The 14,546-nt window shown below is 43.9% G+C and carries 14 protein-coding genes; 9 read left to right on the top strand and 5 right to left on the bottom strand.

Annotated elements, in window-relative coordinates:
- Positions 1-12 precede the first annotated feature (12 nt).
- On the bottom strand, positions 13-759 hold the full coding sequence (locus AB4133_RS07245; RefSeq protein ID WP_372117823.1) for a tRNA-uridine aminocarboxypropyltransferase: 747 nt from the start codon (positions 757-759) through the stop codon (positions 13-15).
- Between the two features lie 68 nt (positions 760-827).
- On the opposite strand from AB4133_RS07245, the gene AB4133_RS07240 reads away from it, so the two are divergent.
- Positions 828-1,637, top strand: a complete 810-nt coding sequence (locus tag AB4133_RS07240; RefSeq protein WP_372224146.1) for a sterol desaturase family protein — start codon at positions 828-830, stop codon at positions 1,635-1,637.
- Positions 1,638-1,752: 115 nt separating this feature from the next.
- On the opposite strand, the gene AB4133_RS07235 is transcribed toward AB4133_RS07240, so the two are convergent.
- Positions 1,753-3,798 (bottom strand): methyl-accepting chemotaxis protein, encoded by a 2,046-nt coding sequence (locus AB4133_RS07235; RefSeq protein ID WP_372224145.1) that lies wholly within the window; start codon positions 3,796-3,798, stop codon positions 1,753-1,755.
- 104 nt (positions 3,799-3,902) lie between these two features.
- Here AB4133_RS07235 and AB4133_RS07230 point away from each other — a divergent pair, with 104 nt between their 5' ends.
- Positions 3,903-4,388: a C40 family peptidase gene (locus tag AB4133_RS07230; protein ID WP_017059602.1), complete on the top strand. Its 486-nt coding sequence runs from the start codon at positions 3,903-3,905 to the stop codon at positions 4,386-4,388.
- A gap of 107 nt (positions 4,389-4,495) precedes the next feature.
- On the opposite strand, the gene AB4133_RS07225 is transcribed toward AB4133_RS07230, so the two are convergent.
- A complete protein-coding gene (locus AB4133_RS07225) occupies positions 4,496-4,840 on the bottom strand; it encodes a DUF3802 family protein (protein WP_010440912.1) in 345 nt (114 codons plus the stop codon).
- 585 nt (positions 4,841-5,425) lie between these two features.
- Between AB4133_RS07225 and AB4133_RS07220 the strand changes: the two genes are divergently transcribed.
- Together AB4133_RS07220 and AB4133_RS07215 are read left to right on the top strand one after the other, a co-directional pair.
- Positions 5,426-6,292 carry a fructosamine kinase family protein gene (locus tag AB4133_RS07220; protein WP_017059601.1) on the top strand — a complete coding sequence of 289 codons (867 nt, stop codon included), beginning with the start codon at positions 5,426-5,428 and terminating at the stop codon, positions 6,290-6,292.
- A gap of 63 nt (positions 6,293-6,355) precedes the next feature.
- Entirely contained in the window at positions 6,356-6,559 is a 204-nt protein-coding gene (locus AB4133_RS07215; RefSeq protein WP_017059600.1) for a CPXCG motif-containing cysteine-rich protein, read from the top strand.
- Between the two features lie 108 nt (positions 6,560-6,667).
- On the opposite strand, the gene AB4133_RS07210 is transcribed toward AB4133_RS07215, so the two are convergent.
- Complete coding sequence (locus tag AB4133_RS07210; protein WP_017059599.1) at positions 6,668-7,276, bottom strand: riboflavin synthase; 609 nt, start codon at positions 7,274-7,276, stop codon at positions 6,668-6,670.
- Between the two features lie 453 nt (positions 7,277-7,729).
- Here AB4133_RS07210 and AB4133_RS07205 point away from each other — a divergent pair, with 453 nt between their 5' ends.
- A complete protein-coding gene (locus tag AB4133_RS07205) occupies positions 7,730-9,100 on the top strand; it encodes an MATE family efflux transporter (RefSeq protein WP_372224144.1) in 1,371 nt (456 codons plus the stop codon).
- Positions 9,101-9,201: 101 nt separating this feature from the next.
- On the opposite strand, the gene AB4133_RS07200 is transcribed toward AB4133_RS07205, so the two are convergent.
- Positions 9,202-10,044 (bottom strand): DNA ligase, encoded by an 843-nt coding sequence (locus AB4133_RS07200; RefSeq protein ID WP_065584423.1) that lies wholly within the window; start codon positions 10,042-10,044, stop codon positions 9,202-9,204.
- 311 nt (positions 10,045-10,355) lie between these two features.
- Here AB4133_RS07200 and AB4133_RS07195 point away from each other — a divergent pair, with 311 nt between their 5' ends.
- From AB4133_RS07195 to AB4133_RS07180, 4 genes are all read left to right on the top strand, one after another.
- The gene (locus AB4133_RS07195; protein ID WP_017059596.1) at positions 10,356-10,685 is read left to right on the top strand and encodes an STAS domain-containing protein; all 330 of its coding nucleotides are present in this window, start codon (positions 10,356-10,358) and stop codon (positions 10,683-10,685) included.
- Positions 10,686-10,747: 62 nt separating this feature from the next.
- Complete coding sequence (locus AB4133_RS07190) at positions 10,748-11,584, top strand: OmpA family protein (RefSeq protein WP_048611049.1); 837 nt, start codon at positions 10,748-10,750, stop codon at positions 11,582-11,584.
- The gene (locus AB4133_RS07185) at positions 11,581-13,680 is read left to right on the top strand and encodes an SLBB domain-containing protein (protein ID WP_372224143.1); all 2,100 of its coding nucleotides are present in this window, start codon (positions 11,581-11,583) and stop codon (positions 13,678-13,680) included. Before AB4133_RS07190 ends, AB4133_RS07185 begins: the two co-directional genes overlap by 4 nt.
- Positions 13,680-14,369, top strand: coding sequence for a tyrosine-protein kinase family protein (locus tag AB4133_RS07180; protein ID WP_017063892.1), 690 nt, complete (start codon positions 13,680-13,682; stop codon positions 14,367-14,369). Before AB4133_RS07185 ends, AB4133_RS07180 begins: the two co-directional genes overlap by 1 nt.
- Positions 14,370-14,546: the final 177 nt, after the last annotated feature.

Genomic DNA, 14,546 nt, shown 5'->3' with positions numbered 1-14,546 from the left:
AGCGGTTAAAGGTTAGAGTGACGTCTCATTTTTAGTGTGCTCTATGAAAGCGTTCAGGCTTGGTTTGGTTGGATCGGACTTATAACGCGTCTTACTTAGCATGTAGCTTTCACGAAATGTCTCAAACCACAGCTGTAAAGTCTTTGCGCCCTGCTCTTCACCAGCCTGTTTCAAAACCAAGCTCGCTACTTCTGCAGTCGAGAGATGTTGTTCGTTGTCTGACTTACGCATCATGTATTGCGAAACCGATTCTGGTTCGATCGACAACACCGGTAAGTCTTGCAGATACTCTGAACGACGGAAAATACGTCGTGCTTCACGCCAACTACCATCAATAAAGATCAGCAACAACGTCTTGTTCGAATCTCGCATCTCACCAAGGTCAGCAACCACGCGCGATTTGTCATCAGTATAATCTTCAGGAAATACCACGACAGGCTGATATTTATCGTCTTTCAGCACATCAAGCATCTCTTGATTCGGTTCAGTGCGGTGCCAAAGGTAGGCATAGCTGTCTTTAACGGTATCAAGGATTAAACGGCCGGTATTACTTGGCTTAAGTATTTCATTGTCCGATAAGATCAACATGGTCGCGACGTTCGTATTTACGTCTGGTTGATGTTCACAGATACAGCTGTCTTGTTTGATTTTACAGAACTGACATCGAACCACTTTACACCCGCGCGCGTTAAACGGCTTGGTAGAAAGAGACAAACGGTGTTGATATAAACGGTGAAAAGCGTGGATTCTCATGGACAATAACGATAAATCTAGAAAAGTGGCACGATTGTACTTACAGTGTCCCTAGAATGATAGAAGGAATTCCCATGCAAGACCCATCACTGCTTCGCCTTGTTTGTTTTATTGTCGTTTTCGGACTGTGTGCGCTTTGGGAATACCGTTTTCCACGTAAAGCACTGACTCAAAGCAAATGGTTTCGCTGGGGAAACAACTTTGCGTTAGTCGCTTTGAACAGCTTTCTATTGGCCACTATAATTCCTATCGCAGCATTTCAAGCGGCGGTTATCGCACAAGAAAACCAATGGGGTCTGTTCAATACCCTGTCACTTCCGAAAGAATTGACCATTCTGATCTGTGTATTGCTCTTGGATTGTGCCATTTACCTACAGCACTTGGTGTTTCACCGTGTTCCTTGGTTGTGGAAGCTACATCGAGTTCACCATGCGGATCTAGATATCGATGTCACAACCGGAACGCGCTTTCACCCTATTGAGATGATTCTTTCAATGTTCATCAAGGTGAGTTTGGTGATCGCACTTGGTGTGCCTGTCATTGCTGTCGTGATCTTTGAAATTGTTCTTAATGCGAGCGCGATGTTTAACCATAGCAATGCACGTCTTCCGCTATGGTTCGATAAACGATTGAGAAAAGTGATTGTGACACCAGACATGCACCGCGTTCATCACTCGGTCATTGTTAAGGAAACGCACTCAAACTTTGGCTTCTTTTTATCAGTGTGGGACATCTGGTTTAAGACTTACCGCGCCCAACCCAAGCTTGGTCACGATAAGGTAAGCATCGGTGTACCAGAAATACGAGACGGAAAAGAACAAAGGCTCGACTTGATGTTACGCCAACCATTCGCTTCCTTCCCTCATTCGAAAGACAAGACCTAACGCCTCAAGAAAATAATAAAAAATGGCGCAAACTCATAAGAGATTGCACCATTTTTATATGCGTAGCTTCTCACCTTTCAGCGGCAATTCCCACTTCCGGACGACGTTGACACACTTACTTCAATACGTACTTATGAAGCATGGCTTGTTGGTGCCCTGCTATCTCTCCGACTTGCTCTGAACTCTCGATCATAGATTCAAGTTGCAGCTTAGTATTCTCGCCCTGCTCAGATACTCGAGTGATTGAATGGGTAACATCGACAGTTGCACGAGCTTGTTCTTCGGTAGCCACCATGATTTGCTCAACACGCCCTTTGATCTGGCTAACCGCAAATTCGATTTTCTCGAAGGCTTGTCTTACATCGCCACTGGTTTCCAGTGCATTGGCCATCTCACTTCTCGATTCCGTTACAGAAGCACGTGAGCGATCGGCTGCCGCTACTAGCTCGTTCATCATGCTACGAATATTGGTGGTTTGCTGGGATGTGCCGCTCGCCAATTTACGCACTTCGTCTGCAACTACCGCAAAACCTCGACCTTGTTCACCTGCTCGCGCTGCTTCTATCGCAGCGTTCAGTGCCAATAAGTTGGTGTTTTCAGCGATTCCGCTGATCATATCGACCATTTCACGAATCTGTTTCACTCGACCATCCAAGTCAGCCATCGACTCTTCACTCATGCTAAGAGATTGCTCAAGCGCTTGTAATCGTTGTTGGTTAAGGCCAACCACTTGGCTGCCACTCACTGACTCATCTTCTGCTATTTGAGCATCGTCGTTCGATGCGTTAGAAATACGAGCAATCTCACCAATCGATGCTTCAAGCTCAGTAATGGTGGTGATCATATTCTGAAGTGATTCGTTCTGTTCGTTCAAGCTCGAATTGGTTTGCTCTGCAGCGTCATGGCTTACTTCAGCCGTTTGATAAAGCGTCTCACAGTTACGCGTTACTAAACGAACCGAGTCCGCGGTGGAATCAACGACCGTATTGAGTTTTGAAGTGATAACTTGAAGCTCTAGCGGCCCAAGCAATTCACTCTGTTTAGAGAAGTCATGATCTGCAAGTGAACTCAACTGTTGAGTAATGTTTTTTAGCCCTTTATTCATCCAACGGCGTAACACGAACCATGAAATCACAATGATTACGGCAATAACCAGCCCGCTGATAAACAACACACGATCAATATTGGTGATGGTTTGATTTACAACCAGTTCGCTTTCATCAATCAGATGGGAAGCGGTAGAAGACAACTGATTCAATGTGCTTATGACTGTATTCGCGAGGGTGATAACTTGCGTTAAGTTCTGCTCTTGCTGCTGAACAAGTTCGAGTTTCAAGAGGATCTGTTTGATCACGCCTTCTTCGGTAAAGCCTTCTTTCACCATCTCGTAAGGCGCCGTCAAGCTCGCGAACTCAGCGATGTCTGGGTGCCAATCGGCAAAATCGCTGTAAGCCAAGTTCAGACCTGCGATTCGGTTTCTCAATTGACGGTATTCGTCTTGTGCTTTATCAATGTCAGATTGCATCATCAGCATCAAGAAGGTGTTCGCCATAGCAGACGCGCTGGATGTAAATCGGTTCGCTGCATCGCTCGCTTCTGGGTTGTCTTCAACCAAGAATGAGCTGATTCTATTCATTTCTGGTCCGATAGACCCAACGCCATAACGGAACTCGCCCATTTTACTGTCGATCAGATTTTGCTTACTTTGAATTTCGATCTGTGCCAGCAGTACCGTGTTGGTCATGGTTTGCAGTTGCGCCATGTCATCGACAAGGATTTGTTGTTGCTCTAAAGAGATCGCATCAGGAAAAGATTGGGAAATAAAAAGAAGTTCCTCTAGCGTGGTATTGCTCTCTGTCGCGAGTTGGTCAATTGAGCCCCTTGTGGCATTCAGTGTATCTAAGTCGGTTGATTGGGTGCTGTAAGTGAGAAGTTTTACTTGTTCTAATACGCTTTGCGTTAATTCGGCGTTATGTAGAGCAAGGGGTAATGCTTGTTCCGAGAGTGCATCAAAATGTCCCCCGACCCGTTCAACGCCCCGAATGCTAACCATTGATAAAAAAGTAACAAGTAAAAGAATGGAAATAAATACAGCAGTGACGGTTTGAATGAGCGAGAATGTATAACGTGAGGGTTTTATTGATAAATTTGTGTCGGGCATGTGAAATCCAGTTTGACTACGAAAAGAGATATCCTTAAGTTAGGTCGTATACTAGAAGTCCTTGATGACGTTTTTATTTCAGTTTTTTGTCAGAAGAGTTACATATGAAAATCAGAAAAATGGCTGTAGTTACAATAACTTTAGCAACATTGGCTGCTTGTAGCTCGTCACCTTCGCCTTCTCAGCTTAGTCAAACCGCACAGAAACCCCTATCAAAGTCAGAACAATTGACTACAAACGCTTATATGAGCGTGTATGAACAGTGGAAAGGCGTGCCATACCATTTCGGTGGGACCTCATTTCGAGGTATAGATTGCTCTGCTTTTGTTCAAATCGCCGTGCAAAATGCGACTCAACAAGCTCTACCAAGAACCACAAAAGACCAGAGTAAAAAGGGAAAAGAAATTGCGTATGGGCAGGCAACAAGCGGTGACTTGGTGTTTTTCAAGACTTCGATGACGGTGCGACATGTAGGCGTTTATTTAGGAAACAACCAATTTCTACATGCCTCGACATCGAAAGGTGTCATTATTTCTAGGTTAGATAACCCTTACTGGGCATCCAAGTTTTGGCACTTTAGGCGTTTATAGCGGTTCGAAAGATAAACCGCTGAGCGAGGTAACTCTAGAAAGATACGACTTAAACGCCCGTTGTTATTATGCTGATTAATTACGACGATAAATGAGCAAACAAACCGTTAATCGTATTTAGCAACAGCAGTATCAAACAGGTTCTTCACTAACGCGATGTACTCATCGAGGAATACAATTTGTTCGTTAGTCGCTTTCTTAGCCCACACACCCGCTAATACTTCACCAAGATCCGCTACTACGGCATCTGCTTCTTTCAAAAGTTGAAAACGAACGCTCGAATGCAACTCTGGGTTTTGCTCGAAAATAGCCATGATGTTTGTTGAAATCATGTCGGTAACAATGTCTTCGACACTTTCGTTTCCAGTATCACCATTACTATTGGTAAACACATCAAGGTTGAATGATAGGTGCTCGATTAAAGCCAAATAGCCATCGGTTTCTACAACCACAATAATTCTCCGTTTTAAGCTCTAGAGCAGATTAATACGTACTTGCCTAATACTATGTAAATGAAGCTATTTGTCATCACTTTATTGCCCAAAACCACATTTAAATGATCCTAGTTAGTATTTCAGCTTAAAATTAAATCGATATAGCTTTATGTGGTATACCTGCCTACTTACGACATAAGTAAATTCACGCTAAAGAAGTGTAAGACAAACTTTGAAGCAAAGTATTGCGCCAGTTAACAATAGCCCTTTCAACTTACTCTAAAAGCTCATTTGATTTAGTCGCTAGACAATAACAAGCTCAAACCTCTTTTCCAGTTTGTGGCGTTCAAAACCGTTTCGATTGTGAGACCAGTTCCAAACTATTTCATCACGTCAGGTTTTCAATTTATGTTTGTATTTCAAAGAGCTTGAATCAGTTCGAGTTCACAATTCGGCCAATTGATTCTACGTAAGATGAAGAAGAGCTAAGAACATTGACGAGTGCGTCTATAAATTGTTCAGATTTATCCTAAACTATTGCTATTAAACAAACAGTATTTCTAACCTTCAATCTTTTTAACTTTCAGTCTTTGAGGATTTCCTATGTGGCAGGCCATTTCTCAACAACTTTCAGATACTCTTCTATTTAACTTTCAGATTACTGAACGTACCAAGGTTTCTGGTGGCGACATTAACGATTGCTATATGATCAGCGATGGTAATGAGCGTTACTTTGTGAAAGTGAATCAGCGAGAATTTTTACCTAAGTTTGAAATTGAAGCTGAGAACTTACGCTTGTTAAGAGAAACCTCCACTGTTTACGTTCCTGAGTTGGTGCTTATTGGCAAAACCAAAGAGTGCTCGTTCATTATTCTGAATTACTTGCCGACCAAACCGCTCGAGACGGGCAACAATAGCTTCGATTTCGGCGTTCAGCTTGCGCGGCTTCATCAATGGGGCGAGCAAAAAGAGTTTGGTTGCGACCAAGACAACTATATCGGCAGCACACTTCAACCCAACCCTTGGCATAAGAAATGGGGTCGCTTTTTCTCTGAGCAACGCATTGGTTTCCAACTGCAACTGCTCAAAGAGAAAGGCATCGAGTTTGGTGATATCGATGACATCGTTGATGTGGTGAATATGCGTCTTGCTGGCCACAACCCTCGCCCTTCTTTGCTTCATGGGGATCTTTGGAATGGCAATGTTGCTAACTCTGCGTTTGGCCCAATTTGCTACGACCCTGCTTGTTACTGGGGGGACCATGAGTGTGATTTGGCGTTAACTGAATTGTTTGAAGGTTTCCCTAAAGAGTTTTATGAAGGTTACCAGAGCGTCAATCCACTCGACGTTGGCTATACTGATCGGAAAGACATTTACAACTTGTACCATCTTCTTAACCACTGCAATCAATTTGGCGGCGAATATTTAGCACACACTGAAGCATGCATTCAGAAGATACAGGCCGTTTAATACCAATTACAGCTGTTTATAACCGAATACGATTGGTATCAGTTACAGTGAGGAGAATTTGCCATGCATAAATACACAGAGAAACATGTCTCCTGTCCGCATTGTGGGCACGGTATTAACATCACGCTTGATGCATCTAATGGTAGCCAAGACTTCTATGATGATTGTCCAGCGTGTTGCAATGCCATTCATTTGGATATGCAGGTTGACGAAGTAAGAGACAGAATCAACCTTTCGATTGATGCCGATGATGAACAAGTATTCTGACAATCAGTTTCTCGTTTAAACCATGATCAAAAAAGAGCACCTCACGTGCTCTTTTTTAATTTGGTCATCGGTGTGATTTTATTGCCACCGATTCAATGCGCTTAGTGGCTATTTCTGGTTCGCTAATACACGCTCGACAGTATCAACAATTGCCTGCGTTTGTGGATCGAACTCAATGTTCACTTGGTCGCCTACTTCACGGCCGCCAAACAGAGTACGATTCAGAGTTTCTGGGATCAGGTGAACAGAGAAACGGTTCTCTTCCACTTCACCAATCGTCAATGAACAACCATCAACACCAATGTAACCCTTACTCAATACGTACTTCATCGATTCTTCTGGTAGTTCGAACCAAAGTGTACGGTTGTTTTCTGTTTTAATCACATCGACTAGGTTAGCCATCAGAGTAATGTGGCCAGACATGCTATGCCCGCCAATTTCGTCACCAAACTTTGCTGCACGCTCAACATTCACTTTGTCACCAACATTCAGTTGGCCTAAGTTCGTCAATCGCAATGTCGCTTGCATTAAATCAAAAGCAATCTGGTTACCTGAAATTTCCGTTACCGTTAAGCAACAACCGTTATGAGCTACTGAAGCACCAATGGCTAATCCCTCTACCATTTCGTCAGTTAACTCAATGGTATGAGTTTGAAACAACTCTTTTTTGTTGATAGCAACCAGTGTTGCCATACCTTGAACGATACCTGTAAACATAAGATTCCTATTTAGCATTCTAGGGCGTGTTGACCTTTCGCGGTTAAATTTTGTTCGGATGGGGACGCCTAGATAAAAACGTTTTAATCGCGGCGAGGGGGAAGTAGCCTAGCATCCTAAGCAAATCTCCCTCAACAAAGAGTAAAACGCTTTTTGCGGGGGCGCCCAGCTCGAACCCTTCGGGCAGCGTTTGCTGGTCATTTTTACTACGTTATCGGCTTCTCATGTAGGCTAGCTACACATCAAAGCCTCTGCCTTGTATAAAGGCCCAGCAACTCGCTGCAAAAATCAGCTCGAAAGATCAACACGCCCTAATAACAGTTTTTCATAGCAGTTATTGTGACATTTCTTTATGATTCGTCCAGTGGAAGCTTAAGATCATTGTCTCTGATTCCTTCAGAATGTCCTTTCCTACACTATTATTCTAATTTTCCCTCTTATTTGGAGTTGTTTGTGCATCGTTACAAAGAAGAATCCTCGAATCTAATCAAACTTGCGACCCCAGTATTGATCGCATCCGTTGCACAAACTGGAATGGGTTTTGTTGATACCGTAATGGCCGGTGGCGTAAGTGCTATCGATATGGCGGCGGTTTCGATTGCAGCAAGTATCTGGCTACCATCAATCCTATTTGGTGTTGGTCTATTGATGGCGTTGGTTCCTGTCGTTGCACAACTGAATGGTTCTGGTCGACAAGTAAAAATTCCATTCGAAATTCAACAAGGCGCATTTTTAGCGCTCGTCATCTCCCTTCCAATCATTGGTGTGCTTTTTCAAACACAATTGATATTGGAGTGGATGGACATTGAACAACTCATGGCGGAAAAGACCATCGGCTATATGAATGCGGTTATGTTTGCTGTACCCGCTTTCTTGTTGTTCCAAACATTGCGAAGTTTTACCGATGGTATGTCTTTAACCAAGCCTGCAATGGTGATTGGTTTTATTGGCTTGTTATTAAACATCCCGCTTAACTGGATGTTCGTATACGGAAAACTTGGTGCTCCTGCATTGGGTGGTGTTGGCTGTGGCGTTGCAACGGCTATCGTATACTGGGTGATGTTTGCACTGCTATTCGCTTACGTTTTAACTTCAAAACGGTTATCGAAAATCAACATCTTCGGTACGTTCCATAAGCCGCAACTTAAAGCTCAAATTCGCCTGTTTAGACTTGGTTTCCCTGTCGCAGCCGCTATCTTCTTCGAGGTAACCTTGTTTGCGGTTGTTTCCTTGTTGGTTGCCCCACTTGGCTCGTTGATTGTTGCCGCGCACCAAGTCGCGATCAACTTCTCTTCGCTGGTCTTCATGATTCCAATGAGTATCGGTGCAGCCGTGAGTATTCGTGTTGGGCATAAGTTGGGCGAAAACAACACCGAAGGCGCTAAGATCGCGACACACGTAGGTATCATTGTTGGTTTAGTGACAGCCCTTATGACAGCGGCGTTAACGATTCTGTTTAGAGAACAGGTTGCATTACTTTACACAGAGAACACGGCAGTAATTATGGTTGCAATGCAGTTGCTGTTGTTCGCGGCGGTTTATCAATGTACTGACGCCATCCAAGTTATCGCTGCGGGTGCTCTGCGTGGCTACAAAGACATGCGTTCAATCTTCAACATCACCTTTGTGGCATACTGGTTGCTTGGTCTTCCTATCGGTTACATCTTGGGTATGAAAGATTGGATTGTTGACCCTATGGGTGCGCACGGCTTCTGGATTGGTTTCATCGTCGGTCTAACGTCAGCCGCGATTATGCTGGGTATGCGTCTACACTGGATGCACAAGCAGGACGATGACGTTCAGTTAGAATTTAGTTCTCGCTAGATTCGTACTCGCTAAGTCGGTCTATCTGATTTCGAATAAAAAAAAGAGCTCTGATTTTCAGGGCTCTTTTTCGTTTAATGGTCAGGTAGATCGTATCTGCCTTAATATTCACTCTTCTCTCGAACAAAGCGCGCAAACTTGGGTTTTCCGTTTTGAGTAAAACCATTGTAACGAAAGGTAATACGGCTGCCGATCTCTGGCGGTGCGAGTCTCATTTGGTCACTGAACCCGCTGCCTATATAAAATTCCACACCCTCTTCTGTGTGAACCAAGATTGAACCCATCATCCCTTTATACTTCCCTGTCCCACCCTTGTAGCCAATAACTGTGGCTTCGGCATCATGATGCCTTTTCAGTTTTAACAAATCATTACTTCGGCCTGCTTGATAACGACTGGTGATTTTTCTAAGCATCAAACCTTCGCCATTACGCTCATCGACATTATCAAGTTGATGAAACAAAGCCTCTTCACTGTGAATTGGTACATGTTCTATGTAGCTGACATGAGATTCTCCAATCACGCTTACCCAATGCAAAATGTTGTAATAGCGCTTTTGATAATCTCCCGCAGCGCCTGGCATATCAAACAGCATGAAATCGATTTGGCGCCATGCTGTGTCACTCGGCGTATGATCGAGAACGGTAGATTGAACAAGGTGGAACTTGCCCCTTCCTGCCCACAACTCTCCTTCGAGATGGACCTTAGGCAAGTTTTCAGTAAACCACTTGGGTGAGTAAATGCGATTACCATTGCGTGTATAAAGATGTTGTCCGTCCCAAAGAGCCCGAATCCCATCAAGCTTTTCACTCTTCCAGTATTCAGAAACATCAATGCCTTGTTGGTATGTATTGGCCAGTACCAAATGGTCGGGAGGTAAATAGGATGAATGAGAAGAAAGCGAACACGCCCATAGAGTTGCTATCGCCAATTTAGTTAATCTCATCATCTGCTCCGTATTGATATCTGTAGTAGTCAACAAACGCCTTTAATCCTAAGCGTTCTGACACGTAGGTAGACAACCTTTGCTAGAAGATGCGATCCACTCATCAACCTTATCTAACCTTTTCATTTATTCATTAAATTAATGACCTATAACTCTCATATATTCCGCCGTTTTTAGTTCTCATATTGAGAAACGTCTTTTCTCAATTTGAGATAGGAATTCGTACTAAACATAAATTATTGAAAAATAACAACATAAAAGTTGGCACATTCAGTGCAGTTGTCCATACATACTTAAAAGGAGATATCGCTATGGAACTACGTAAGACTGATTTAAACACAACGACACTGACACTTTCTATTTTCGGTGATCTGGATGCAGCAGGCAGTCGTGATGCACAAACCGACATCGATGATGTGATTTCTAACGATGGTCACCCTGAAATCGAAGTTGATTTTAGCCAGGTTGAGTTTTTAGATTCATCTGGTGTTGGCGCGATTGTTTATATGTTCAAACGTCTGACTGAGCGCGAACGCAACATGCGACTTGAAAATGTGACTGGTCAGCCTCTTGAAATTATGAACCTACTACGTATTGGCCACGCTATCCCAGTAAATTCAAAAAATCCTGCAAATTCATGAAGACCCACTAAGCTAGAAGTAACAAAAAATAATAAGAAAAATTAGAAACATAGGACGTTGGCATGAAAATACTGAAAAACTACATAGCCCTTTCTCTGTCCGCTCTCGTTCTGGGTGGCTGTACTAGCTATCCTGAACAAGGCACAGGGGGTTTGGCTGAAAGTTACGATTCTATTAACTATCAAAACTCAGACTTCTCTCCTGTCATGCCAGACGAGCCTCTTGGTCCAGAACATGGATTACGCTTTGATTGGCAGCTCGCTAAATTGCACCTTGATGCTTTGATACAAGAAGGTGCTCGTTGGTGTTTCCCCGCTGCTGTTGTTCAAGCAATCGAAAAGCAAAACCGTATTGCTCGTGAACTTCAAGGCGGTCTACTACTGGATGCAGCCAACGACTTAGTGATCCAAAGAAAACGCCTAAATGAACTTGAGGTCCAACTGGATTACGTAACTTCACAAGCCCGCTGTGAGCCACCAAAAAATGAAACCCAATTTAGAATGCAACTGTCGGTTATCGAACAGTTGTATGACCTGCTTAATGTTGACAACCAATTCGCGGAAGATTCGATTGAAGTAAACCCGAAGTATATGGGAAGACTTGCGGAAGCAACCAGTTTACTGAAAGAACACAAATCTCTAGACCTTGTGGTTACCGGCCATGCAGATGCGACAGGTACCGAAGAATACAACGATAAGTTAGCACTTGGACGAGCGAAACAAGTCGAACGCTACCTGACTATATTTGGCCTAGGCGCTCAACGAATCAAAGCCGTCTCTGTTGGCGAAACCGTCCCTCTTTTTGAAGGTGAATCCGACGGCACACGTTTAACTAACCGCCGAGTAAGTATCGAAGTTATCTCGCCTAAGAATGCCGAGAAAATGGGAGGTGGATTATGAAATTATTGATCGCTTTTATCATCACCCTATCGTTATGCTTTGCGAATGTCGTCAATGCTAACGATGAGTTTTCAGACGCGGTTCAAGTCGGTGACCTTATCCAAGTTAACGTACCCGGTGAAAGTACCTTAAACACGGGGTTCCAAGTGGATAAGCGTGGCCGTATTACCCTTCCTGAAGTAGGCGCTGTGTTTGTTGCAGGTTACGACAGTGAGCAGCTTAACAAAGTGGTTCTAGAGTCGCTGGCAACCGCCTATAAAGATCTTTCGAACGCTTCAGTCTATGTAAAAGAGCAGCAAATCATCATCTACGTACAAGGTTATGTAGAACAGCCTGGTGAATACACTCTCGCATTGGGTTCTAGCATCCAAATGGCACTTTACGCTGCGGGTGGTTTACGCCCGGGCGCGCAACTGGATAAGCTGATTCTTAAGCGAGGCGCAGACAAGAAAGAGTTTAACTACAAACGATTCCTTGATTCAGGAGACGAGTCAGCATTACCTACTCTTCAATCACTGGATTCACTATTCGTTCCAGCTTCTCCATTAGTCGGTAACATCGAGCAAGAGTTTGACGCAGCAAAGCTTGCTAACTCAGGTGACAGTGCTGATTCTCGTAACTCCATCAAAGTGTTTGGTGAGGTGAACGCGCCGGGTTCGTTCACTTACAAAGAGAACACCGACCTTGTCGACGTACTTATGCGTTCGGGCGGCGTAACTCGTTATGCCAGTGTTGAGCAAATCCGAGTGATTTCGAACAACACCCCAACGCTATTCAACCTAAAACGTTACTTAGATTCTGGTGACGAAAGTCTGCTTCCAATTTTACGCCCGGGTGCGACCATTTTCGTTCCCAAGCAAGAAGAAGAGATCAAATCCGGCGCCAACATGGTTTACGTAATGGGCGAAGTCGCAGCCCCTGGTGCTTTTGAAGGCAAAAGAGACGCGACCTTTATGGATATCTTGGCGAATGCGGGAGGCCCAACTCGATTTGCAGAGTCACGACAAATCCGTGTCATCAAAGCAGATGGCAAAGTGCTTAAATTCGATTTAGCGGCTTACACTGAAGGCTTACCTAACTCTAACCCTCCTAGCATCAAAGCTGGTGACGCGATTTTCGTTCCCGAGAAAACCGACATGAACGAGAAGTCTTGGTTGAAAATCACGCCAGACAGAGCAGTTAACGTGATTGGTGAGGTGAATCGACCTGGTCGTATTGAATGGTCAGATGAAATGAATTTCATGGGATTATTGGCACACGTCGGTGGCCCTACGCTACGCGCTGACACATCGAAAATCGAAGTTGTTACTGGTAGAAAGCTAGTTGTGTTTAACCTTGATGATTTTATTCGAAATGGTGCGCCACGTGACCAAATGCCACAAATTCGAGCGGGCTCTATCGTGCGTGTTCACGACTTGCCACAAGATCCTTCAGACAATAAATCACAATGGGTTCGTCAAAGCTCTGATGCTTCGATCTACATCTTTGGACAAGTGAATGCACCCGGTCGTTACCGCTTCACCAAAGACATGCACTTCCTTGATATCTTGTCTGCGGCTGACGGTCCAACAAAGGATGCCGACATCCACAACGTTCGAGTAACGCATCGTGACAAAACCTATTCGCAAGTAAGCAAACTTAACTTATCACTGTACTTCGAAACCGGTGACGAATCGTTACTGCCAAACGTAACCACTGGCGACACGATTTACATCCCAGAGAAAGGCAAAAACTGGTTAGATACACCGAAAGAAGAAACCGTTCGTGTGCTTGGTGCGATTAACAATCCGGGGCGTTATGTGTTCAACGACAACATGACCATTCTAGATATTCTGGCAGAAGCAGCAGGACCTACCGACAATGCTTATGTAGAAAAAATTACCATCGTCAATATGTCTTGCTGCCAAGGTCAGGCTCGTACTTTTGACCTTGTTGAATTCAGCAAAACGGCGAACATTTACAACTTGCCGGTGCTACGCGCTGGTGACACGATTTACATCCCAGACCGTCGCGAAAGCTTTATTGAAAAAGCACGCGTCGGACTTGATGACATACTGCGTATCACCACCACCATCGTATTAATAGGAGCTTTATAATGACAATTTCAGCGACCCATGCCGAAGTCGAGCAACTGTATTTAGCTTCTGAACTTAACGGCCAAAAATCAATATGCGTCACCGCCTGCCATTCAGGTGACGGCGTAACATCTATTGCAACCGCATTAGCCGAGCGTTTTCTTCTTGCGGGTCATTCAACGCTTTATGTTGATCTCAACTTATTCAACCCTGCTTTCAAAGATTTGAATATGCTAGAAGATAATCAGCAAGGTCAACTGATAGAACATGTTGAATCTCAGCGTACGTTTATCGGTGTCCCTGCTCCACAAGTTGCTTCAACGCAATTGGCTTATAAAGATCCGACAACGTTACAAAAAGTGGTCAACAAATGGTTAGAGAAATACGACAGAGTCATCATTGATACCTCACCGCTTCTCAACATAAACAAAGGCAATATTCCGGCGCAGTCTGTCGCGAGCGCTTGTGGCAGTACACTAATTGTTGTCGCCTATGGAGAAACGTCGAGTCACCACCTAGAACAAGCGAAAAAGCTGCTTGATGCACAAAGTATCAATCTAATGGGCTGCGTGATGAACATGAAACAAAAGCCTAGCTTTGCACAAGAGTTGGTCAGACAAATCAATCGAATGAAATTTATCCCCGTTAAGCTTCGCGATAGCTTGGCAAACAAGCTGTATCAAAATGAGTTTTTGAACCTTCCTATGTAACTTTCTTTTGCTACTTTCTGGCTGTCATTAAAACCATGACAGCCGCCAATCGTATTAGACTTCAAGCTCCAACCGCTCTGAATGATTCAAAACCAAATTGGGTGTTTTTGGCGAAATTGTTATTAAAAATAAGATTTTAAAAACCATTCAACGCATTTCACACACGTCATTCATGGT

Origin of the sequence: Vibrio sp. 10N.286.52.F8, from assembly GCF_041468745.1 — a bacterium.
GTDB lineage: Bacteria > Pseudomonadota > Gammaproteobacteria > Enterobacterales > Vibrionaceae > Vibrio > Vibrio crassostreae_C.
This window is presented reverse-complemented; position numbering and strand designations above follow the sequence as displayed.

What these genes read in the sequence shown, in the direction of transcription:
- AB4133_RS07240 (WP_372224146.1), top strand. Translation starts at nt 828, where the DNA reads ATGCAAGACCCATCACTGCTTCGCCTTGTTTGTTTTATTGTCGTTTTC.
- AB4133_RS07235 (WP_372224145.1), bottom strand. Translation starts at nt 3,798, where the DNA reads ATGCCCGACACAAATTTATCAATAAAACCCTCACGTTATACATTCTCG.
- AB4133_RS07230 (WP_017059602.1), top strand. Translation starts at nt 3,903, where the DNA reads ATGAAAATCAGAAAAATGGCTGTAGTTACAATAACTTTAGCAACATTG.
- AB4133_RS07220 (WP_017059601.1), top strand. Translation starts at nt 5,426, where the DNA reads ATGTGGCAGGCCATTTCTCAACAACTTTCAGATACTCTTCTATTTAAC.
- AB4133_RS07215 (WP_017059600.1), top strand. Translation starts at nt 6,356, where the DNA reads ATGCATAAATACACAGAGAAACATGTCTCCTGTCCGCATTGTGGGCAC.
- AB4133_RS07210 (WP_017059599.1), bottom strand. Translation starts at nt 7,276, where the DNA reads ATGTTTACAGGTATCGTTCAAGGTATGGCAACACTGGTTGCTATCAAC.
- AB4133_RS07200 (WP_065584423.1), bottom strand. Translation starts at nt 10,044, where the DNA reads ATGAGATTAACTAAATTGGCGATAGCAACTCTATGGGCGTGTTCGCTT.
- AB4133_RS07195 (WP_017059596.1), top strand. Translation starts at nt 10,356, where the DNA reads ATGGAACTACGTAAGACTGATTTAAACACAACGACACTGACACTTTCT.
- AB4133_RS07190 (WP_048611049.1), top strand. Translation starts at nt 10,748, where the DNA reads ATGAAAATACTGAAAAACTACATAGCCCTTTCTCTGTCCGCTCTCGTT.
- AB4133_RS07185 (WP_372224143.1), top strand. Translation starts at nt 11,581, where the DNA reads ATGAAATTATTGATCGCTTTTATCATCACCCTATCGTTATGCTTTGCG.
- AB4133_RS07180 (WP_017063892.1), top strand. Translation starts at nt 13,680, where the DNA reads ATGACAATTTCAGCGACCCATGCCGAAGTCGAGCAACTGTATTTAGCT.